This is a genomic window from Vreelandella titanicae BH1, assembly GCF_000336575.1.
Classification (GTDB): Bacteria; Pseudomonadota; Gammaproteobacteria; order Pseudomonadales; family Halomonadaceae; genus Vreelandella; species Vreelandella titanicae.
Genome location: NZ_AOPO01000019.1, coordinates 63,426 through 84,065, shown reverse-complemented (window position 1 = coordinate 84,065; position 20,640 = coordinate 63,426). Strand labels below are relative to the sequence as shown.

Genomic DNA, 20,640 nt, shown 5'->3' with positions numbered 1-20,640 from the left:
TCTTTTTTGTCTTTAAAAAAACGGTCGTCTGTAAAGCTTTTATCTTTAACAGCTTAGCATTGCTACTTAAAAGTGCGGCGTGAGCTGCTTGATCAGCGCTTTATAGAGACGCGGCCCGGCTGCCATTAGCTGCCCTTCCACTTTCACCGTGGGCTGGCCGTCCGGCGTCCCCATCAAGGCGCCCGCCTCCTTCAGGAACAGAGTGCCTACCAGCATATCCTGCTCTTCCAAGCCGAGTACAAAAGCGCTATCCACTCGCCCAGTGGCCAACTCGCACAAATCCAGCAGCCCACAGCCGGTGGCCAGTAGATTCTCTACCTGCGGGGCAAGCTGCTGGGAAACGGTCAAATAGGCAGGTAAATTGCGCGGGCGCAGCCAAACTTCAGGTAGGCTCATGGCCATACGCGTACCGCTGATGGCGGTAGGCTTGCTAACGCGCATGCGCTTGTCGTTGTGCTGGGCGCCGCGGCCACGGCTGGCGATATATTCGTCGTCGGCGAACGGACAGATAATCACCGCGTGTTCGGGACGACCTTTGATAAGACACACCACTGAGAGTGCAAAGCCCTTGCCGGCAACGGCTAAATTGGAGTAGCCGTGCATCGGTTCAATTTTCCAGACGATATCCGCGCCTTCGCCTTCACCCGCGCGGTGCGGGGTAAAGCGGCCGGTAACTCCGTGCTGGGGATAACCGCGTTCCAACTGCTGAACAATCGTCGCTTCGGCCTTGCGCGCTGTCTCATCGAGCAGGCGGTCAAGGTTAAATTCATCGTGCGCGTTCTCAATACGTTCGCGCACGCGCAGGAAGTGTTCAACAGCGCTACGCGCAGCGCGCAGCGTAAATTGGACCATCGGATTCATGGTTGGGCCTTGTGACAGTGATGTTAAAGAACGTAATGCTAATCATAGAGCATAAGTAGGCGCAGGTGCCGCCTTTGGCGCGCAATTCTAGCAGACCACTCTCGGGCATGCCATCGACTCATGCTAGACTGCGCGCTTTACGCGATAATAACCACCCTCTTTATTCACCGAGCCTTATCATGCTTGAGCGCATTCGCATTGTTCTTATCGGCACCAGCCATCCCGGCAATATCGGCGGCGTGGCACGCGCCATGCACAATATGGGCCTGGCAGATTTAGCCCTCGTTGCCCCCCGCTGTGAAGTGATTACCCAGGACAGCATTTCCCGTGCCTCCGGCGCTGACCACCTCCTTCATCAAGCCAGTGTGCATGCCTCACTGGAAGAGGCGGTAGCTGATTGCACTTTGGCCGTGGGCGCCAGTGCACGCTCACGCACTCTGCCCTGGCCGATGCTCTCACCGCGGGAGTTAGCTGACCGGCTGCCCGCCGAGTGTCAGGCTGCTGAGTCCCGCGTGGCGCTGGTATTCGGGCGCGAGGACAGCGGCCTTACCAATGCTGAATTACAGCGCTGCCACGCACATGTGCATATTCCTACCAATGCCGACTTTAGCTCACTCAATTTGGCCGCAGCGGTTCAGGTGCTTGCCTATGAGTGTCGCATGGCGTGGCTAAGCCAATCAGATGGCCAAGCGGATGCACCTCCAACTGTGCCGAGTGATGACGATGATCTGGCCACCCACGCCGAACTAGAGCGCTACTTCGAGCACTTAGAACGCACGCTAATTGGCATTGATTTCCACGACCCTGATCAGCCACGACAGCTAATGGCGAAACTGCGCCGCTTGTACCTGCGCGCTCGCCCAGAACGCATGGAAATGAATATTTTGCGTGGAATTCTGTCGGCTACCGAAAAGGCGGCGAACACCAAACCGCCCAAACCGTAACTAACTTAGGCTGGAAACGCTAAACTTGAAGTTGATGCTGCGTGCCCCAACTTCGCTATTCTGCTAACGTGATTTCTCTATTGATATTCCAAGAATCGGCGATATTTCAAAAATCCGTTCTAATAGTTCAATAGCTAGACGCCGCCTTTATAACGCCAAGGAACACCTCATGTTTCAACGTCTACGTGAAGACATCAACAGCGTATTTGACCGCGACCCGGCCGCACGTAACTTTCTTGAGGTGCTGACCAACTACCCTGGCCTGCACGCCCTCCTGCTGCATCGCTGCGGCCACTGGCTGTGGAAAAAAAACCTCAAGTGGCTAGCGCGGACGCTATCGACGTTTTCACGCTGGCTCACCGGCATTGAAATTCACCCTGGCGCCACGATTGGTCGGCGGTTTTTTATTGATCACGGCATGGGTGTGGTGATTGGCGAAACGGCGCTGGTGGGCGATAACGTAACGCTCTATCAAGGTGTCACCCTGGGCGGCACCAGCTGGAACAAAGGCAAGCGCCATCCCACCTTGGGGGATGGCGTGATTGTCGGTGCGGGCGCCAAAATACTGGGGCCCTTTACGGTCGGCGCTGGAGCGAAAATTGGCTCTAATGCCGTGGTCACCAAAGAAGTACCGCCGGGCGCCACGGTGGTAGGTATTCCCGGTAAAATCGTTAAACGCGCCGACCCCGATGTGGAAGAAGCACTGGATGTCGACCCCGCCCGACGCGAAGCCATCTGCCAAAAATTTGGCTTTGACGCCTACGGCGTCAGCCAGGACATGCCCGACCCCGTAGCCCGTTCGATGCAGGCAATGCTCGACCATATGCACGCCGTGGATGAGCGCATTGAGCGCATGTGCTCTACCCTGCGTAAGCTAGATGACAACTACCGTGACGGCCAGTTACCGGCGCTGCGCGATGAAGATTTTGCCGATATTCTGGACGAGAACGATACCGGCTGCACCGGCGTTGGCAAGCACTCGGCCACTCCACCATCAGCCGAGGAAGAAACGCTGCCGCCGCGTAATGGTTGACCAAAGCACTCAGGTTTTCCCATAATGGCAGCACATTTGCCGTTAGTGCGCTGAGCTTTCAGCGTCGAGGGGCTTGCCATGCGCTTGACCACTAAAGGCCGTTACGCCGTTACCGCCATGCTCGATTTAGCCTTGCATGCCCACAACGGCCCGACCAGCCTAAGCGATATCTCCCAGCGTCAAGAGATATCGCTCTCCTATTTAGAGCAGCTTTTTGCTCGCCTGCGCCGTGCAGGCTTGGTCAACAGCGTGCGCGGCCCAGGCGGCGGCTATCTGCTTTCGCAGCCTGCGGACGCGATTAGCGTTTCAAAGGTGATTGACGCAGTAAATGAAAGCGTTGATGCCACCCGTTGCCAGGGGCTCTCTGACTGCCAACAGGGTGACACCTGCTTGACCCACCATTTGTGGTGCGAGCTCTCCGTGCAGATACGCCATTTTCTTGACGATATGACCCTGGCACAACTGATGCTGCGTCCTGATGTCATACGTATTGCGTCGCGACAGAAACAGCGTGCCGAGGCAGGCATTCTCGCCTCTTCACCCTGACCCCACGACACAAACCCGATTACCTTGATCGATCAACCGCTGGAACGTAACGATGACCACACCCACGCTGCCCATTTACCTGGATTACGCCGCCACCGCGCCGGCGGATGCCCGCGTGGTTGAGGTTATGCAACGCTACCTGACGGTTGACCAGCTATTTGCCAACCCGGCTTCGCGCAGCCATATGCTGGGCTGGCAGGCAGAGCAGGTGATTGAGCAGGCGCGCCGCCAGGTGGCCGATGCCATTGGCGCCGACCCGAGAGAGATCGTCTGGACCAGCGGCGCCACAGAAGCTGACAACCTAGCGCTGATTGGTTTTATGCGCGCCAACCGCGAGCGTGGCCTACACTTGGTGACCTCGACGATTGAGCATAAAGCCATCGTTGACACTGCCCATGCGCTGGAGAAAGAGGGCTTTGAGGTTACCTGGCTAACGCCGGGCCAGGATGGCCGTATTGAACCCGAACAGCTGCGCGCAGCGATGCGCGATGACACCGCGCTGGTTTCATTAATGGCGGTTAACAACGAACTGGGCAGTATCAACGATATCTCGGCTCTAGCGGCCGTTGCCCATGAGTTTGGCGCGGCTTTTCATACCGATGCTGCCCAAGCGGTGGGGCGTATTCCCTTAGACGTAGTGGCTCAGCAGATCGACCTGATGTCGCTGTCCGGCCATAAAACCTACGGCCCCAAAGGCGTCGGGGCGCTGTATGTGAAGCGCCACCCGGACATTCGCGTTGAGGCGCTGATACATGGCGGCGGTCATGAGCGTGGTATGCGCTCTGGCACCCTGCCGACACACCAAATTGCTGGCATGGGTGAAGCCTTTGCGCTGATGCAGCAGCAGTACGACGAAGACAACGCCCATATTATGGGCTTGCAGCAGCGCTTTCTGCGTGGCCTGGAGGGGCTTGATGGTGTGTTCTCGAACACGCCGCTGAATGACACTGAAAAGCGAGCAGTGCCCAACATTCTCAATCTGGCATTCGAAGGTGTCGACGGCGAGTCACTGCTGATGGCGCTGCGCGATGTAGCGGTCTCCACCGGATCGGCGTGCAACTCGGCCAGCGTCGACCCGTCCTATGTGCTGCTCGGCATCGGCACACCACGCTCGTTGGCACTCTCATCGCTGCGTTTTAGCTTCGGGCGCTTTACCACCGAAGCCGACATTGATCATGCGCTAGCGCTCATACGCCATGCGGTGAGCGGTTTACGTACACCGCCCCGTCAAGCGGCTGACTAGCTGACTATTTTTAAGGAGGACGCCTCATGGCAACACTCAATATTACCCCGGCTGCCGCACAACAGATTCGCCACGTGCTCGACGAGCGCGGCCAAGGCCTCGGCCTGCGCGTCTCGGTCAAGCCAAGCGGCTGCTCTGGCTATAGCTACGTGCTCGATTTTGCCGACACCGTCAGCGACGAAGAAGTCCATTTTGAAGCCCACGGTGCCAGCGTCTATGTCACTCCCGATGCGGTAGAGATGCTTAACGGCAGCGAAGTGGATTACGTCAGCGAAGGGCTGAACCGCTTTTTCCGCTTCAACAACCCTAACGTCAAAGATGAGTGTGGCTGCGGTGAGAGCTTTACCGTCTAAGCATTGCTTGGTCAGCTTCATCGCCGGTATTCATCCCCCGGCTTAAGCGCTATAATCACGCCCCTGGATACACAAGCGCAGGTAGCCGGGTTACGCCCGCATGCTTTTTTGACACATTAGCGTTTAAAAACGCTAGCTGCCGAAGCGCTATTAACTGAATCATTTTCTGGGCCGCCCTGGCCTTCTAGGGCGGCACTTTTTGCTTAAGCCTTTTTAAGGAGACCATTTACATGGCTACTGAACGCACTCTTTCTATTATCAAACCTGACGCCGTTGCCAAAAATGCTATCGGTGACATCATTGCTCGCTTCGAAAAAGCGGGCCTAAAAGTCGTCGCAGCCAAAATGGTTCATCTCTCTGAAGAGAAGGCTGGCGGCTTCTACGCAGAACACAAAGAGCGTCCGTTCTTTAAAGACCTGGTTGGCTTCATGATCTCTGGGCCGGTGGTTGTACAAGTGCTTGAAGGTGAAGGCGCCATCGCTAAAAACCGTGACCTGATGGGTGCGACCAACCCGAAAGAAGCGGCACCCGGCACTATTCGCGCCGATTTTGCGGAAACAATCGACGCCAATGCTGTCCATGGTTCTGATTCTCCGGAAAGCGCTGAGCGCGAAATTAGCTACTTCTTTGGCAACGACGAAATCTGCCCGCGCTAAGCCTTTAAGGTAGCGCCGCCGAATCAACTTTCGTTGCCGGCCATTTTGCGGGGGCTAGTCCCCCGCCCCTTTCTATAACGCTGACCGCCATGACCACCACTGTAGCCCAACACACGCCCGCCCCACATACTGACGCCGCCAGCAAGCCTGCTGCAAAAGCGACGCCTGAGCGTCAAAACCTGCTTGGCATGTCCCGCGAGCAGATGGAAGCCTTCTTTTTGTCGATCGGCGAAAAGAAGTTCCGTGCCGCGCAGCTAATGAAGTGGATTCACCAGGAAGGCAGCGATGACTTTGCTGCCATGACGAACCTCTCCAAAGCACTGCGTGAAAAACTGGCCCGGCTGGCAGAAATTCGTGGCCCAGGGGTGATTTATGAGGGTACTTCCAGCGACGGCACCCGTAAGTGGGTGCTGGAAGTGGAAGACGGCAGCTATGTAGAAACGGTGCTGATTCCGGCAGAGAACGGTAAACGCCGCACGCTATGCGTTTCCTCCCAGGTCGGCTGCTCGCTGGACTGCAGCTTCTGCTCCACCGGCAAGCAGGGGTTTCAGCGCAACTTAACCGCTGCTGAAATTATCGGCCAGGTATGGGTCGCTCAGCGCAGCGTTGGCCCGCGGCGTGATACGGCGAACCGTCCGGTGACCAACGTAGTGATGATGGGCATGGGCGAACCGTTGCTCAACTTCGATAACGTTGTACCTGCCATGAAGCTGATGCTCGACGACAACGGCTATGGCCTGTCCAAGCGCCGCGTGACGCTGTCGACCTCTGGCGTGGTGCCGATGATCGACAAGCTCGGCGATGAAATGGACGTTAGCTTGGCGATTTCGCTGCATGCGTCTACGGACGAGTTGCGCAATGAGCTGGTGCCCATCAACCGTAAGTACAATATTCGCGCGTTGCTGGATGCTTGCCACCGCTACCTTTCCAAATGCCCGGACAATCGTCAGGTCACCATTGAGTACACGCTGATCAAGGACGTCAACGATCAGCAGGAGCACGCCGAGCAGCTTGCTGCATTGCTTAAAGAGCTGCCGTGTAAGATCAACCTGATCCCGTTTAACCCGTTCCCAAACTCTGGGTACGAAAAACCGTCGCGTAATCAGGTTATGCGCTTCCAGCAGTGGTTGTATGATTTAGGCTACAACGCCACGGTTAGAACAACCCGAGGTGAAGATATTGATGCTGCCTGTGGCCAGCTCGTTGGTCGCGTGAAAGACCGCACCAAACGCAGCGCGCGCTATATCCAGTCAGTACAGCTCGACGCGGACTAGGGGGTGGAGTGTCGAAAACTGGGCTTATCTTGACTTCCGCTTGGCACGGCGCTTTGATGGTCACGGTTTTTATTTAGATTAGCACTGCTGTTTGTATGTATTGCCTTACTCGCAGTTGGACGTTCACCACAAGAGGATTTACATGATCGCTCACCGCAGGCGCCAACACCCATCGCGGGTGCCCATGCTCACCGTGCTTATCGGTAGCTTGTGGCTAGCCGGCTGTGCCTCGTCCAACAACCTTTCACCACAAGCTACCCCCGCGGCGGCAGAAGCCTATACCCAGCTTGGCGTCGCCTATTTAGAGCGCGATAATCTTCCCCGCGCTCTCAACGCACTGGATCGGGCACTTGAAATTGCCCCACACCATGCAGAAGCGCTGCAAGCACTGGCAATGGTTTATCAACGCCAGGGCGAAAGTGCACTTGCCAACGACTATTTTCAACAGGCGGTGAATGCCGAGCCTGACTTCACCCGCGCCCGCAACAACTATGCGGCGTTCTTGTTCAGTCAGGGCCAGTTAAACGCCGCCTGTGAGCAGTTAGAAACCGCATCACAGGATGCCCAGTACGCCAACCGTGCCCAGCTATTTACTAATTTAGGGCAGTGTTATCTGGCGCTGGAAGAATTTGATAAGGCGCGCGCTCGATTGGAGCGCGCGCAAAGTATTGATCCGCGTAATTCACGCGGCTATTTAATGTTAGCTGAACTCGAATATTCGCAGGGCAATTACTCTCAGGCCTGGGCACCGCTGCAAACCTATTTACAGCTCGCCGAGCCCAACCAAGCAGCGCTAAGAATGGCGGTTGATATCGCTCATTCACGCGGCGAGCATAGCGTCGCCGCCGAATACCAGCGCCTGCTTGGCAACGACTGACTGATTGACGCCCTGATCACCGCTTATTTAATGAAGGATGCTCAGCCATGAGCGATACACAGTCACAAGAAAACGTCATTGATAGCCCTAACACTAGCGCCTCTCCTGGCGAACTTCTTGCTCGCCAGCGCGAGCAGCTTGGTATTCCGCTCGCCGATGCGGCCCGGGCGCTCAACCTGCGCCCCGCCGTGGTGGGAGGGCTTGAGCAGGATGACTACCAAGAGATCCCTGTCGCCGCTTATCGACGCGGCTACCTGCGCTCTTACGCTAAATACCTGGGCATGGATGACCGGCTGGTGCTTGAAGCTTATCAAGCCCGCAGCGGCGGTAGCGACACCGAACGCCAAGTTACCCCGGTCTCCACGGCGAGGCCACCCTCCCGTATTGGCGCCTGGCTGTTCAAGTTGGTGACTTTGCTGGTAATTGTGGGTCTTATCGCGGTGACCGTGATGTGGTGGCAAAGCCGGGGTGGCAATGAGCCGCCGGGCTTTGGCTCAACCTCCCCGGAAGAGACCGCTACCGCCCCGGCAGAGCCGACCAGTGAACCCGCTGAAACAGCAGAGAGTACGGATTCAAGCTTCACCAGTGGCGATGAAAGCGCGACGCTGCCCAGTAATGCCACCAACGTCACGCCTTCACCGACGGCTGCGCAAGAACAAGCGCCCAGCGATCAAGCTGATGTTGACGCAGTGACTGGCCTCGACGAATCCGCACTGGATAGCACCACCGATACGGCCAGCACCGCCGACGATAGCAATGAGCCTAGCAGGCCTGAGCAAAGCAGTGTTGAAGAGAGCGATACTGATAGCGAACAAAACGCTGCCGCCGAGCAAACCGCCAATGCCAACGTCCTCGAACTGACGTTTAACGAGCAGTCGTGGACGGAAATTTTTGATGCCACCAACCAGCGCGTCTTCGTGGGCCTACAAACGCCCGGCACCTCGACAACCGTCGAGGGTGAGCCTCCGTTTCGCTTAACCGTAGGTAATGCCACCGGCGTTGAGCTGCGCTACCAAGGCGAGGAAGTTGATCTTCCCGCCCGCGCAGGCGCCAACAATGTTGCCCGATTCACCTTGGGAGAGTGACCCGTCTTATGCACGCCCCTTCTCCGATAAAACGCCGCCATTCCCGCCAGATTCAGGTTGGAAACGTCGCGGTGGGCGGTGATGCCCCCATTGCCGTTCAAAGCATGACCAATACCAACACGTTGGATGTCGCCGCGACCGTGGCCCAGATCCAGCAGTTGGAAAAAGCCGGTGCGGATATCGTACGCGTTTCAGTACCTGATATGGACGCCGCCGAAACCTTTGGTCAGATCAAAAAACTCGTCAATGTACCGCTCGTTGCCGATATCCATTTTGATTACAAAATTGCCCTACGCGTCGCCGAACTCGGCGTCGACTGCCTGCGCATCAACCCAGGTAACATCGGCCGTGAAGACCGCGTACGCGCGGTGGTTAGCGCGGCCCGCGATCATGGCATTCCGATCCGGATTGGCGTCAACGCAGGGTCGTTGGAAAAAGATCTGCAGAAGAAATATGGCGAACCCACGCCAGCAGCGCTGGTGGAGTCTGCCATGCGCCATATTGACTACCTGGATCGCCTGGACTTCCCCGACTTCAAAGTCAGCGTCAAAGCCTCGGATGTATTTATGGCCGTGGCCGCCTATCGCGACCTTGCCGCACGCATCGAGCAGCCGCTGCACTTAGGGATTACCGAAGCGGGAGGTCTGCGCTCGGGCACGGTCAAGTCATCGATTGGTCTGGGTATGCTACTGATGGACGGAATCGGCGACACGATCCGCGTCTCGCTGGCAGCAGACCCGGTGGAAGAGATCAAGGTCGGCTTTGATATGCTCCGCAGCCTCAAGCTGCGCTCGAAAGGCATCAACTTTATTGCCTGCCCCAGCTGTTCGCGCCAGAACTTCGACGTCATTGACACCATGAACCAGCTCGAAGAGCGGCTGGAAGACGTAATGACACCGCTCAACGTCTCGGTGATCGGCTGCGTGGTCAATGGCCCCGGCGAAGCCAAAGAGACCGATATCGGCCTGACCGGCGGTAGTCCCGCTAACCTGGTGTATATCGACGGCAAGCCCGCCAGCAAGCTGCGCAACGACCACTTGGTAGATGATCTCGAGCAGCTGATTCGCGAAAAAGTGCGCGAAAAACAGCAGCAGCAAGACGATATGATTGCCCGCAGCGTTTAGCTGGGGCTGGCTGCCAGCCTGGGTGAGCCACGCCTGATGGCAGAATAAGGAGTTTTCTTTGAGCAAGTCCGCCGTTAAAAAAATTCAAGCCATTCGTGGTATGAACGACCTACTGCCCAGCGATAGCCCACGCTGGCAATTTTTTGAAGCCAAAGTACGCCAGCTAATGCTGCGTTACGGTTTTAATGAAATCCGCACGCCTATCGTTGAGCAAACCGCGCTGTTTGCACGCTCTATCGGTGAAGTTACCGATATCGTCGAAAAAGAGATGTACACCTTCGATGATCGCAACAGCGAGAGTTTGACCCTGCGTCCCGAAGGCACTGCCAGCTGCGTGCGCGCGGCCATGGAGCACGGCCTGCTGTATAACCAAACTCAGCGATTGTGGTACCAGGGGCCGATGTTTCGCTATGAGCGCCCGCAAAAAGGCCGTTACCGCCAGTTCCACCAGATTGGCGTCGAGACCTTTGGTTTTGATGGCCCGGATATCGACGCCGAGGTGATCCTGCTTTCGGCGCGCCTGTGGCAAGAACTTGGGCTCATGGAGCACGTCACCCTGGAGCTAAACTCGCTAGGTTCATCTGAGGCGCGGGCAGCCTACCGAGATACGCTGGTGGCCTACTTTGAGCAGCACCTAGACGCTCTCGATGAAGACTCCAAGCGCCGCTTGACCAGCAACCCGCTGCGTATTCTCGACTCCAAAAATCCGGCCATGGCGGAGATGCTCGACGGCGCGCCGCAGTTGATGGATCACCTGGATACTGAATCTCAGGAACACTTTGAGCAGCTCACTAAGATGCTTGAAGCAGCAGGCATTGACTATGTGATCAACCCACGCTTAGTGCGCGGACTCGACTACTACTGCCGCACCGTGTTCGAGTGGACCACGACTGCGCTGGGCAGCCAGGGCACCGTATGTGCAGGCGGACGCTACGACGGCCTGGTCGAACAGCTGGGCGGCAAGCCTACCCCAGCGGTGGGCTTTGCCATGGGCATTGAGCGGCTGATTCTGCTGCTCGACACCCTGGAACTGATTCCTGAGAACGCCCTTGGCGGCTGCGATGTCTATTTGCTGCCCATGGATGATACCGCCACCACGGCAGCGATCACCCTGGCCGAGCAACTGCGTGGCGAGCTGCCTGAACTGCGTCTACAGCTTCATTGCGGCGGCGGCAGCTTTAAAAGCCGAATCAAAAAAGCCGACAAGAGCGCTGCTACGATAGCCATACTGATCGGTGAAGATGAAATCGCGACGCAGTCGACAACGGTCAAGTTTCTGCGCGATGACCGCGAACAGCAAAGCGTTCCTCAAGCCGCATTAGGCCGCACGCTGGGCGAGCTTTTAACGGCTAACGCATAAGCCCTGCAGGCTGCCTGCTTGCATGCGACGGTCTAAACATACGACTTTAGAAGAAAGGAGCCCGCCCGTGGTGGAGCTGAGAAGCGAAGAAGAACAGCTAGACGCCGTCAAGCGCTGGTGGAAAGAGAACGGCATGTCGTTGATTGCAGGCGCTGTCCTGGCGGCGGCCGGGGTGTTCGGCTGGAATGCCTGGCAGAACTATCAGCAAGGCCAGGCTGAAGCGGCCTCCATGCGCTATCAGCAGTTAGTCAATATGACCGCTGGCAACGAGCTTGACGAGGAGCAACTAGCAAGCGCGCGGGAAATGGTTAGCGAACTAACCGACGAGCATGGCGATACGCTCTACGCCGAACTCGCCCTGCTGCTCGACGCCCGCTTGGCTGTTCAGCAAGGAGACTTGGAAGCAGCACGCACCGCACTGGAAAGCGCAGCCGATTCCTCGCGCCGCTATGTGCAAAGCTTGGCGTGGCTACGTTTAGCCCGTATCGAGCTTGCCGACGGTAACCCTAAACAGGCGCATGCGCTGTTAGACGAGCCGATTAGTGATGCGCTAGCGGCCCAAAAAGCTAACGTGCGCGGCGATGCGTTCGCCGCCCAAAGCGACACCGAGGCGGCCCGCGATGCCTGGGAAACCGCTCTAGAAGTGTCTCAAACCAAAGACCAGCCGCTTTACGGCGTGCAGTTCAAGCTTGACGATCTCGGCGCTGAGGAGGCGACACAATGACTTTTGGTATCCCAACGAAACAGCTAGTACGCGCTAGCTTAGGCGCGCTGTCGCTGGCACTGCTGGTCGGTTGCGCGAGTAAAGGCGAGCCTGCCTATACTCCCAAAGAGCTGCGTAGTTTCGACGAGACCTCCTCGCTGGAAACTCAGTGGCGGCGCAATGTGGGCGATGGCCTGGGCCATGCCCGTTACCCCATCGCGCCTTCCCGTGAAGGCGACACCGTGTTTGCGGCCGATGTCGAGGGCGTGGTGATGGCGATGGATGCCAACAGCGGCGACGTCGAGTGGGAAATCGACCTTGATACCCCTATTTCCAGCGCACTAACGGCAATTGCCGGTCAGGTTTATCTGGCCACCGGTAACGGCGAAGTGATCGCGTTGGATCAACGTGACGGCAGCGAAGAATGGCGCTCACGGGTATCCAGCGAAGTGCTTGCCGCGCCCCAGGCCAACCAGCAACTGCTGGTCGTGCAAAGTGTCGATGGCCGTGTGACTGCCTTGGATCGCGCCACTGGTGAAGAGCGCTGGGTATACACCAGTTCGCAGCCGTCACTCACCCTGCGCGGTACCGGTACACCGATGGTCATTGATCCAGTCAGCTTTGTTGGCCTGGCCAATGGCCGCCTGGCCACGCTGGATAACCGCAGCGGCCAGCCGCTATGGGAAATGCAGATTGCCACCCCCCAAGGGCGTAGTGAAGTGGAACGCCTGGTCGATCTTTCCGGCCAGCCGATCATCAGCCCCGATGGCCGCCTGTTCGTGACCAGCTATAACGGCCGCGTGGTGGCGCTGGAAGCAACTCAAGGCGACGTACTTTGGGAAGCGGATCTCTCCAGTCGCCATACCCCGATTCTGGTCGGCGACTTCCTGTTTGTGGTCACCGATGACAGCCAAGTCGTCGCCCTCGACGCTAACAACGGCCGCGAAATTTGGCGCAACGACGATTTAGAAGATCGTTGGTTGACCGCCCCCGCCTTCGCCGATGGCCGTTTAGTGTTCGGCGATTTCGAAGGTTATGTTCACCTGATCGACGCTCGCGAAGGCGATATCGTGGGTCGCACTCGCGTGCACAGCTCGGGCATCAGCGTACGCCCGGTCACTGAAGGCAGCACCATTCATGTCCAGGCCAACAATGGTCGCCTGGAAACCCTGGAAGTAACTCCATGACACCCGTCATTGCTTTAGTCGGTCGCCCCAATGTGGGCAAATCGACGCTGTTTAACCGCCTAACGCGCTCGCGTGATGCACTGGTGGCCGACTTTCCTGGCCTCACCCGCGACCGTAAGTACGGCAATGGCATGCTGGGCGATAAGGTCTATACCGTGATTGATACCGGCGGTATCAGCGGTGACGAAGAAGGCATCGATGCCGCTATGGCAGAGCAGTCACTCGCCGCCATTGATGAAGCCGATATCGTGCTGTTTATGGTCGACGCTCGCGCCGGCCTTATCGCCGCTGACCAGGCGATTGCCAACCACCTGCGGGTTAACCAGAAAAAAACCTGGCTGGTGGTGAATAAAACCGATGGGTTAGAAGAGCATTCGGCAATGGGCGACTTTTGGTCGCTCGGCCTAGGCGACCCCTGGCCAATTGCTGCCGCCCACGGGCGCAACGTTTCCACCCTGATCGATGTGGTACTCGAACCGTTTCCGGAGCGCGATGCCAGCATTCCCGCGGACACCGGTAGCAAAGGTATTCGCATCGGCGTGATTGGCCGCCCGAACGTGGGCAAATCGACCCTGGTCAATCGCCTTCTCGGTGAAGATCGGGTCGTCGTGTTTGATGAGGCAGGCACTACCCGCGATGCCATCGAGATCCCCTTCGAGCGCCGTGGCAAGCCCTATGTACTGATTGATACCGCGGGTATCCGGCGGCGCAAGAACGTGCGTGAAATCGCCGAGAAATTCTCCATCATCAAGACCCTGGATGCGATCAAAGAGTCCCATGTAGTGATCATGGTTCTGGATGGCTCCAGCGGCCTGGTGGAGCAGGATTTGCACCTGCTCGACTACGTGTTGACCACCGGGCGCGCCCTCGTGCTGGCAGTCAACAAGTGGGACGGCCTGGAGACCGAAGCCAAGGATAAAATGCGCACTGAAGTGAAGCGCCGCCTGGGCTTTGCGGATTATGCCGAGCTGCACTTCATCTCTGCTCTACACGGCACGGCAGTGGGGGATCTCTACCCCTCGATTGATCGCGCCTTTGACGCCGCTAACGCCCACTGGTCGACCAACCGCCTCACTACCCTGCTACAGGACGCGGTAAGCCAAAACCCACCGCCGATGGTGCACGGTCGACGCATTAAACTGCGGATGGCTCACCAGGGTGGCAGCAACCCGCCGATTATCGTCGTCCACGGCAACCAAACCGAGGCGTTGCCAGAAGCCTATCGTCGCTATTTGACCAATACCTTCCGCAAGGTGCTCAAGGTACGCGGCACGCCAATTCGCTTTGAGTTTCGATCCGGCAGTAACCCGTTCGATGACATGGCGGGCGCCAGCGACAAAGAGAAAGCTAAAAAGCGCGAGCTTAATCGCACCAAAGAGGCGCGTAAAAGCCGTCGTTAAACGCCTTATTAGCTGCCTTTTGAATTCGCCCGCTTGTATCATCAAGCGGGCGTTTTGGTTCTAGCCTTAAATAGGCGCTTGAACACGTAAATTCTGTTGACAGAAAATAGCTTCAGCCCTCAAATAGCCGCGCTTATTAGCCCGAAGCTAACAAGCTTGCATCAGCACTTTACACTTAGCGTCGTTACCCCACTGCTTACGTCCTACTTAAGGGGACTCTTATCTTATGCTTTATATTGCTCGATACTGGCGCTGGCTGACCTTGTTTGGCGTTGCCAGCCTACTCACGGGTTGTCTCGCCCTCCCCCAAACCGGTTTGTTTGCGTTTCGTTTGGCGGTGACCTCTCTGGGGGTTGAGGATGTTCGCATTGGCCCTTACAGCATTAATGCGGGGCTAGACACCAGCGATTTAACCAGCCTGATTGCGTCTAGCCTTGGTGCTGGTAGCCTGCCCGTTCAGGCCACCATTGCCATGGGGCTGGGCTTACCTGCGGGCATGCCACCGGTGGAGATGTCAGGCTTTCGCTGGGCGCTGGATATGCCGGGCGTTGATCCTGTGGAAGGTAACTATGAACAGGACGTCACGCTGACCTCTGGCGATGATGCTAATTTACGCCTACCGGTTGCCTTTGATGTACTCGCCACCGACACCCAACGCCTGGCCCCCATGCTGGAGCTTGCCAGCCAGTTGGCGTCTCAAGGCGAGCTACCGCCTGGCAGTCAACTGGCCATCACGCCTGGGGATCTACGCGGGTTGGGTATGAAACTACCGTCAGGATTATTAACGCCGACAATTCGCTTAAACGTAGGTGCCGATGGGCAGCTAGTACCCCAGCGCTAAGGGTTTATGTCTAGGAGCTTGCAGCCAATCGTCTGCGGCTTAGCCTTGGTTCAGAGGGGAGTCAATTCAGCACCCATGCTCAACCACTAGGTGGGTTATGATGGGGGATTGATTTACTGCTATCAGCGGTTATCTTGTGTGCAAGAAACTCTTTCGTCTATAAGGAAACCGACTCATGCGCTGGCTTCGCCCTCTCGCTGTTACCGCACTATGTGCGTCTATCGCCGCTTGTACCACCTCGCCCACCGGACGCTCGCAACTGCTGTTGCTCTCTGATAGCGAATTGAATGAGATGGGGCGCCAAGCGTTCACTCAATATCAGCAGGAGCTGCCCACGGCGGGCCAGGCCAGCCACCGCTATGTGCAGTGTATTGCCGATGCCATCGTGGCGGAACTCCCCGCCGAACAGCGGCAGCTAGACTGGCAAATTCGCGTATTTGAGTCCGAACAGCCCAACGCGTTCGCGCTTCCCGGCGGCTATATGGGCGTGAATACCGGCATGCTGGATATTGCCACGACCCAGGATCAGCTTGCTTCCGTTATCGGTCACGAAATTGGTCACGTACTGGCCAACCATGCCAATGAGCGCGCCTCCACCGAGAGCGCCACCTCATTAGGCCTGTCGGTGATTTCCAGCACCTCTGGCATGCAGTCTGCCGGTGGCCAGCAACTCATGGGCGTGCTCGGCATGGGCGCACAGTACGGCATCGTACTTCCCTTCTCCCGGGCCCATGAGAGTGAGGCCGATGTGATTGGTTTGGATCTCATGGCTCAAGCCGGTTTCAATCCCCGTGAGAGCGTGACCCTTTGGGAAAATATGCAGGCGGCCACAGGTGGCGGTGCGCCCCCCGAGTGGATGTCGACTCACCCTGGCCAAGGCCAGCGCATTCAAGGGCTGCAGGGTAATATGGATCAAGCACTTGCCTTGTACGAGCAGGCTCGCAGCAATGGTCGTACACCCAACTGCCCGCGTCCTTAACGGCTCTTGAGGTTTAAATGATTAAGCTGGGATTACTGCTACTGGTACTGCCGCTGTTTGTGCTGATGGGCGTGTATTTCTGGGAGCTAAACGACGTACGCGCGTGCCAGCTTGATGGCGGCCATTGGGACTATATCGAGAGTGCCTGTAGAGACACCCCGCAACCGTTTGTCTCCTGGCTGGAGCGTTCGCCGCTGTTAGTCAATGGCGGCATGCTGCTCTCGGTGGTGGGGCTGGTGATGTGCACGGTGGGCTTGTACGTCAAACGCACTAAGTGAAACGTTATTAGTGGCATCAATAAAAAGTGGGGGCGGATATATTATCCGCCCCCACTTTTTTAGCTATGTTGTTGATCAATGAAGATTGATACTAGCGAGGAAAAAGACCTCATTTAAAACTCTTTAAAAATGCGGGTTATAGTTCTGGAGCATCCTCCATCACCCATTGACGGTCTTTCTCAAGCATAAAGCCAATATCTACTAGCTCATCTATAGCGTCACCTAAGGATTCTTGGTATGACTCAGGGCTTGAGTATCGGCTTGATACTGACTTTCTACCATCATTACTACTCGCAAAAGGGATAAAGCTGCCGGATAAGTTACACAATTGGCCTTCTGCGTACCCTTGATCGCGCAAATTCCAGCCTAAATAAGTACCTAGAGGCACAGCCACATAGGGTTGGCGAATGCCTCCCAAGGCAATGCCATCTTCATCCACTTCTGGCACCTTCACCGAATATTGTTCACCCTCTTCAGGTGGCACCACAGTATGGTTTCTGGCATACAGCTCGTTGACAGGCGGCTTAGGCACTTCTCCCTGTAAGGGCGGCAAATTCAACTCCTCATTCGCCACAAGCCCATCACCCTTCAAACCTGGATAACGGCTTGCTGGCGGGGCTATATCATTTACGACCCAAGACTCCATCGCACTCACAAGCGCACGCATGCTAGGCGCCACACTAATTGGATTACTCGGATATTTACATACTTCACTAGCCGAAGCCGATCCTCCCCAAGCATTAAAATGCGGCGCCCCAGCGAAAAAATATAATCGCACATCATCAGGCATAGTCAGGGGGTCTCCAGTGGGGGATGTAGAAACCAATGACGCACGAGCCTGCCAAAATTCTGCCGACGTGTCGGTGTGCATAAGTTTCGGACACGTATTGTTTTCACGACAGACGGCCAAAATACTGTCGCTCTGCCCCGTCAACGGATCTAGCATCTCGACATAACTGAAGGGGAACTGATCTCCTACCGCATCATGATCTTCATGCTGTCGAGAGAAGCGACCAGGCTGAGCAAAAGGGTAGTTGGTGAACGTCTTCCGTGATCCCGCAATATGCGCCATGGCGCCATCAAATACTCGGTTGCCCTGACTATCAGCATTGTATCCTTGATATATCAAGTCGCGCAGGAAGCGTCCTGACTGAGAAATCCCCATTGCCACGGTATGCTCAATATCGTTCAGTGGTGTTTCAACATCATGTCCTTGCGCACCTCTCAGAAAGGCGACCAAGTCGCTCGTCGCGAGCATCCCTAACCCGGCGGGCACTGCATCCTTAGCGGTATAAATAAACTCGTATATAGCGCCGCCATCCATACTAGTGGGCCGCTGAATCTCTATACGATTTTCATCCAAATAACGAAACGACAAACCCTCCACCATTTGACGAGGCGCATCAGGCGTAGGCCTAACGGTTAGAGAGGCATGTTCGGGGTTTAGGTCTGCAGCAGGGTATGTAAGGGACGCAACACTTACCGACTCATGGTTATCGAAAACGAACTCCTCACGAGATTCACCCGTTACCCCCTCAATAACCGGCAAATCAATCTCGATCAAACTATCGCTCAAACCGGTCTGCCAGCCACTCCATACCATGGTGTGGCCCTGGCGCATTAAAAAACCATCACCTGGCTCATCGACTGCAAAGTCGCCCGAGATACTCGTTAGATTAAGTAACGGAAAACTCAAGTTGCGGCCACGGTTAGGGACTTCGTAGAAAAGCACTCCTGAGGTTTGCTCAGTAGGTCGTAGAATCACCACTTCCGTACTAAAGGCCACTTCACCTTGATCATTAACAGGCGCTTTTTCTAAATCGGCAATGTTACTGGCTCTAGCACTCGTAGGATCAATAGCAAAGCTTGCCACGGCCTCAATTCTCTCGTAAGCACCAGACTCTCCAAAGCGTTCACCGTCGTAATCAACGACCGTGTTGCCGATTTCAAACCCAGTGACTCTGGCTTGAATATCAGTTGATAACCCCATTCCCCCAGCCACCGCCAATGTCATTAATGCTATGTGTGGAAGATGCTTCATGACAACTCCTAAGTATTATTTTTATGTACCCATAATCATAAGCGTCAGCTATATAAATAGCTAACAACTCATTTTGGCGTTGGCTCCTAAGACAGAGAACCATCGCCACTACGCTCTTTTTGAAAGCTCTTATTGCAGGCTAGTTTTACCGCCAATCACGCTGTTTTGATGTCTTACCAATTCCGGGGTTGAATTGATTAGTGGGGTCGAGTTGCCGATAGAAATCACGTAGCGCTGGCTTGGCGTGATACAGATGTCCCACATTGTGCTCGGCTGGATATTCGGCTCCCCTGGCATCGAGCAGCGCACAAATCTCCTGCTCCAAGGCGTGACAATCCTCGCCTTTTTTCACCAGATACTCCTGATGCAGAACATGGCACAGAAAGTGCCCTACATAGAACTTGCGCTCGATCCGCGCCTCGATCTCGGGCGGCAAGGTCTCGAACCAGTCGAGGGCATCCCTCGGCAGCGCCACGTCAAGTGCCACGATATCTTCGACCGTTCGCGGATGAACGGCTCGGTAGCGCACCACGGCGCCCCCTGAGGCGAAGCGATTGAGGAACGCGGCGCTGCCCTCCTCATCGGTGCACTCGAAGAACTCACCGTGCTCGGCTGGGTAACGCTCCGCCAGATAGGCGCGCATTTCCTCGATACACTCTTCCCCTGTGCGCAGCATCAGATGGTGTATGTAGCGGTCACGGTAATCGAGCAAGCGTCGTGGCAGATGTTCGGGGAACAGCCGGGATGCAGCCTGAAGCAGCCGGTCAGACAGATGGCGGCCCAGGTGTAGCGACTCGGTGACACCATCGAACCAGCTTTTCGCGGCAAAGGCTTTCGGTACATTCAGGGTGCCGAACCGGCGGATAAACAGAAACACATCCTTGCCGTAGACATGCGCCATGTCGAAGGCGTCCTTATGCATGTATTCGCCCGCGATGGGCAGATGCTGGAACTGGCCGAGCAGGTCTCGTCTGATCTGCTGCAACTGTGCGGGATCGTTGGTGCCTATATAGAAGACGCGCTCGTTGGACGCGGCGGGGAACGTGTCCATGCGCACGGCAAACACGGCCAGCTTCCCCGCAGAGCCGGACACTTCATAATGGCGGCGCGGGTCGGCGTTGAAGCGCGCTGGCGTCGACGCTGAGATATCGCGCACATGCGCTTTGTACTCTCGATCGGATGCCCAGGAGGTCTCGCTCATCTGGATATCGCTTTGTGAGTAATGGCCACTGTCCAACCGCGTCAGCACCTCTTCTGTCGAACTCCCCAGTTCAATACCCAGGTGATTCACCAGCACCAGCTTGCGCTCCGGGGTCACCTGAGCGAATAGAGATAGCTGCGTATACGCTGGCCCACGCTGTACCAGCGAGCCGCCCGAGTTGTTGCAAATACCGCCGGTCACCGACGCGCCAATGCAACTCGAACCAATCACGGAGTGTGGCTCACGGCCAATAGGACGCAGCGCACGCTCCAGCCTATCCAGCGTTGCCCCGGGAAAGCAAATAGCCTGACGACCCTCGTCGATCAGATCGACCCGGTCAATCCGCAGGGTATTGACGATGACGATGGGCCGATCATAGCCCGTCCCGAAAGGGGTGGAACCGCCGGTCAGCCCGGTATTGGCGGCCTGCATGATGATCGCGACATCGGCGTCCACGCAGGCTTGCAAAACTTGCCACTGCTCCCAGAGCGTGCCCGGCTCGACGGCGGCCATCACCTCCCCGTCGCCGTAACGGTACCCTTTACGGAAGCGATGGGTGGCGCGGGTGCCGACATGTACATAGCGCTTGCCCGTGACACTTTGGAGCTGAGCAATAAGCGAACTGACCATCTATAAATACCCATCAATGTTCAT

The 20,640-nt window shown here is 56.5% G+C and carries 20 protein-coding genes; 17 read left to right on the top strand and 3 right to left on the bottom strand.

The features are described from left to right. Positions 1 to 66: 66 nt before the first annotated feature. Positions 67 to 861 (bottom strand): inositol monophosphatase family protein, encoded by a 795-nt coding sequence (locus HALTITAN_RS21955; RefSeq protein WP_009288412.1) that lies wholly within the window; start codon positions 859 to 861, stop codon positions 67 to 69. A gap of 179 nt (positions 862 to 1,040) precedes the next feature. On the opposite strand from HALTITAN_RS21955, the gene HALTITAN_RS21950 reads away from it, so the two are divergent. From HALTITAN_RS21950 to HALTITAN_RS21870, 17 genes are all read left to right on the top strand, one after another. Further along, the gene (locus HALTITAN_RS21950) at positions 1,041 to 1,805 is read left to right on the top strand and encodes an RNA methyltransferase (RefSeq protein WP_039860549.1); all 765 of its coding nucleotides are present in this window, start codon (positions 1,041 to 1,043) and stop codon (positions 1,803 to 1,805) included. Positions 1,806 to 1,974: 169 nt separating this feature from the next. Next, complete coding sequence (gene cysE / locus HALTITAN_RS21945; RefSeq protein WP_009288410.1) at positions 1,975 to 2,838, top strand: serine O-acetyltransferase; 864 nt, start codon at positions 1,975 to 1,977, stop codon at positions 2,836 to 2,838. Positions 2,839 to 2,916: 78 nt separating this feature from the next. Continuing rightward, on the top strand, positions 2,917 to 3,384 hold the full coding sequence (gene iscR / locus HALTITAN_RS21940; RefSeq protein ID WP_022520074.1) for a Fe-S cluster assembly transcriptional regulator IscR: 468 nt from the start codon (positions 2,917 to 2,919) through the stop codon (positions 3,382 to 3,384). A gap of 52 nt (positions 3,385 to 3,436) precedes the next feature. Beyond that, positions 3,437 to 4,627: an aminotransferase class V-fold PLP-dependent enzyme gene (locus HALTITAN_RS21935; RefSeq protein WP_009288409.1), complete on the top strand. Its 1,191-nt coding sequence runs from the start codon at positions 3,437 to 3,439 to the stop codon at positions 4,625 to 4,627. A 26-nt stretch (positions 4,628 to 4,653) separates the two neighbouring features. Then, a complete protein-coding gene (locus tag HALTITAN_RS21930; RefSeq protein WP_027957427.1) occupies positions 4,654 to 4,980 on the top strand; it encodes a HesB/IscA family protein in 327 nt (108 codons plus the stop codon). Between the two features lie 230 nt (positions 4,981 to 5,210). Further along, positions 5,211 to 5,636 carry a nucleoside-diphosphate kinase gene (gene ndk, locus HALTITAN_RS21925; RefSeq protein WP_039860547.1) on the top strand — a complete coding sequence of 142 codons (426 nt, stop codon included), beginning with the start codon at positions 5,211 to 5,213 and terminating at the stop codon, positions 5,634 to 5,636. Positions 5,637 to 5,725: 89 nt separating this feature from the next. After that, positions 5,726 to 6,910, top strand: coding sequence for a dual-specificity RNA methyltransferase RlmN (rlmN, locus tag HALTITAN_RS21920; protein WP_009288408.1), 1,185 nt, complete (start codon positions 5,726 to 5,728; stop codon positions 6,908 to 6,910). Positions 6,911 to 7,052: 142 nt separating this feature from the next. After that, on the top strand, positions 7,053 to 7,787 hold the full coding sequence (gene pilW / locus HALTITAN_RS21915; RefSeq protein WP_039860546.1) for a type IV pilus biogenesis/stability protein PilW: 735 nt from the start codon (positions 7,053 to 7,055) through the stop codon (positions 7,785 to 7,787). Between the two features lie 47 nt (positions 7,788 to 7,834). Continuing rightward, complete coding sequence (locus tag HALTITAN_RS21910) at positions 7,835 to 8,872, top strand: RodZ domain-containing protein (RefSeq protein WP_009288406.1); 1,038 nt, start codon at positions 7,835 to 7,837, stop codon at positions 8,870 to 8,872. Between the two features lie 8 nt (positions 8,873 to 8,880). Further along, positions 8,881 to 9,996: a flavodoxin-dependent (E)-4-hydroxy-3-methylbut-2-enyl-diphosphate synthase gene (gene ispG / locus HALTITAN_RS21905; RefSeq protein ID WP_039860545.1), complete on the top strand. Its 1,116-nt coding sequence runs from the start codon at positions 8,881 to 8,883 to the stop codon at positions 9,994 to 9,996. A gap of 58 nt (positions 9,997 to 10,054) precedes the next feature. Next, complete coding sequence (hisS, locus tag HALTITAN_RS21900; RefSeq protein ID WP_009288404.1) at positions 10,055 to 11,356, top strand: histidine--tRNA ligase; 1,302 nt, start codon at positions 10,055 to 10,057, stop codon at positions 11,354 to 11,356. A 67-nt stretch (positions 11,357 to 11,423) separates the two neighbouring features. Next, entirely contained in the window at positions 11,424 to 12,080 is a 657-nt protein-coding gene (locus tag HALTITAN_RS21895; protein WP_039860543.1) for a YfgM family protein, read from the top strand. Further along, positions 12,077 to 13,246, top strand: a complete 1,170-nt coding sequence (gene bamB / locus HALTITAN_RS21890) for an outer membrane protein assembly factor BamB (RefSeq protein WP_009288403.1) — start codon at positions 12,077 to 12,079, stop codon at positions 13,244 to 13,246. Before HALTITAN_RS21895 ends, bamB begins: the two co-directional genes overlap by 4 nt. After that, entirely contained in the window at positions 13,243 to 14,646 is a 1,404-nt protein-coding gene (gene der / locus HALTITAN_RS21885; protein ID WP_027957430.1) for a ribosome biogenesis GTPase Der, read from the top strand. The genes bamB and der overlap by 4 nt, the downstream gene beginning before the upstream one ends. Before the next feature lie 226 nt (positions 14,647 to 14,872). Next, positions 14,873 to 15,487, top strand: coding sequence for a hypothetical protein (locus HALTITAN_RS21880; protein ID WP_009288402.1), 615 nt, complete (start codon positions 14,873 to 14,875; stop codon positions 15,485 to 15,487). Between the two features lie 175 nt (positions 15,488 to 15,662). Continuing rightward, positions 15,663 to 16,466, top strand: coding sequence for a M48 family metallopeptidase (locus HALTITAN_RS21875; RefSeq protein ID WP_009288401.1), 804 nt, complete (start codon positions 15,663 to 15,665; stop codon positions 16,464 to 16,466). A gap of 17 nt (positions 16,467 to 16,483) precedes the next feature. Continuing rightward, positions 16,484 to 16,744, top strand: coding sequence for a hypothetical protein (locus tag HALTITAN_RS21870; protein WP_039860539.1), 261 nt, complete (start codon positions 16,484 to 16,486; stop codon positions 16,742 to 16,744). Positions 16,745 to 16,880: 136 nt separating this feature from the next. On the opposite strand, the gene HALTITAN_RS21865 is transcribed toward HALTITAN_RS21870, so the two are convergent. Next, positions 16,881 to 18,785 (bottom strand): alpha/beta hydrolase domain-containing protein, encoded by a 1,905-nt coding sequence (locus HALTITAN_RS21865; RefSeq protein WP_009288400.1) that lies wholly within the window; start codon positions 18,783 to 18,785, stop codon positions 16,881 to 16,883. A gap of 145 nt (positions 18,786 to 18,930) precedes the next feature. Continuing rightward, the gene (gene dld / locus HALTITAN_RS21860) at positions 18,931 to 20,616 is read right to left on the bottom strand and encodes a D-lactate dehydrogenase (protein WP_009288399.1); all 1,686 of its coding nucleotides are present in this window, start codon (positions 20,614 to 20,616) and stop codon (positions 18,931 to 18,933) included. Between the last annotated feature and the right edge of the window lie 24 nt (positions 20,617 to 20,640).

What these genes read in the sequence shown, in the direction of transcription:
- HALTITAN_RS21955 (WP_009288412.1), bottom strand. Translation starts at nt 861, where the DNA reads ATGAATCCGATGGTCCAATTTACGCTGCGCGCTGCGCGTAGCGCTGTT.
- HALTITAN_RS21950 (WP_039860549.1), top strand. Translation starts at nt 1,041, where the DNA reads ATGCTTGAGCGCATTCGCATTGTTCTTATCGGCACCAGCCATCCCGGC.
- cysE (WP_009288410.1), top strand. Translation starts at nt 1,975, where the DNA reads ATGTTTCAACGTCTACGTGAAGACATCAACAGCGTATTTGACCGCGAC.
- iscR (WP_022520074.1), top strand. Translation starts at nt 2,917, where the DNA reads ATGCGCTTGACCACTAAAGGCCGTTACGCCGTTACCGCCATGCTCGAT.
- HALTITAN_RS21935 (WP_009288409.1), top strand. Translation starts at nt 3,437, where the DNA reads ATGACCACACCCACGCTGCCCATTTACCTGGATTACGCCGCCACCGCG.
- HALTITAN_RS21930 (WP_027957427.1), top strand. Translation starts at nt 4,654, where the DNA reads ATGGCAACACTCAATATTACCCCGGCTGCCGCACAACAGATTCGCCAC.
- ndk (WP_039860547.1), top strand. Translation starts at nt 5,211, where the DNA reads ATGGCTACTGAACGCACTCTTTCTATTATCAAACCTGACGCCGTTGCC.
- rlmN (WP_009288408.1), top strand. Translation starts at nt 5,726, where the DNA reads ATGACCACCACTGTAGCCCAACACACGCCCGCCCCACATACTGACGCC.
- pilW (WP_039860546.1), top strand. Translation starts at nt 7,053, where the DNA reads ATGATCGCTCACCGCAGGCGCCAACACCCATCGCGGGTGCCCATGCTC.
- HALTITAN_RS21910 (WP_009288406.1), top strand. Translation starts at nt 7,835, where the DNA reads ATGAGCGATACACAGTCACAAGAAAACGTCATTGATAGCCCTAACACT.
- ispG (WP_039860545.1), top strand. Translation starts at nt 8,881, where the DNA reads ATGCACGCCCCTTCTCCGATAAAACGCCGCCATTCCCGCCAGATTCAG.
- bamB (WP_009288403.1), top strand. Translation starts at nt 12,077, where the DNA reads ATGACTTTTGGTATCCCAACGAAACAGCTAGTACGCGCTAGCTTAGGC.
- der (WP_027957430.1), top strand. Translation starts at nt 13,243, where the DNA reads ATGACACCCGTCATTGCTTTAGTCGGTCGCCCCAATGTGGGCAAATCG.
- HALTITAN_RS21880 (WP_009288402.1), top strand. Translation starts at nt 14,873, where the DNA reads ATGCTTTATATTGCTCGATACTGGCGCTGGCTGACCTTGTTTGGCGTT.
- HALTITAN_RS21875 (WP_009288401.1), top strand. Translation starts at nt 15,663, where the DNA reads ATGCGCTGGCTTCGCCCTCTCGCTGTTACCGCACTATGTGCGTCTATC.
- HALTITAN_RS21870 (WP_039860539.1), top strand. Translation starts at nt 16,484, where the DNA reads ATGATTAAGCTGGGATTACTGCTACTGGTACTGCCGCTGTTTGTGCTG.
- HALTITAN_RS21865 (WP_009288400.1), bottom strand. Translation starts at nt 18,785, where the DNA reads ATGAAGCATCTTCCACACATAGCATTAATGACATTGGCGGTGGCTGGG.
- dld (WP_009288399.1), bottom strand. Translation starts at nt 20,616, where the DNA reads ATGGTCAGTTCGCTTATTGCTCAGCTCCAAAGTGTCACGGGCAAGCGC.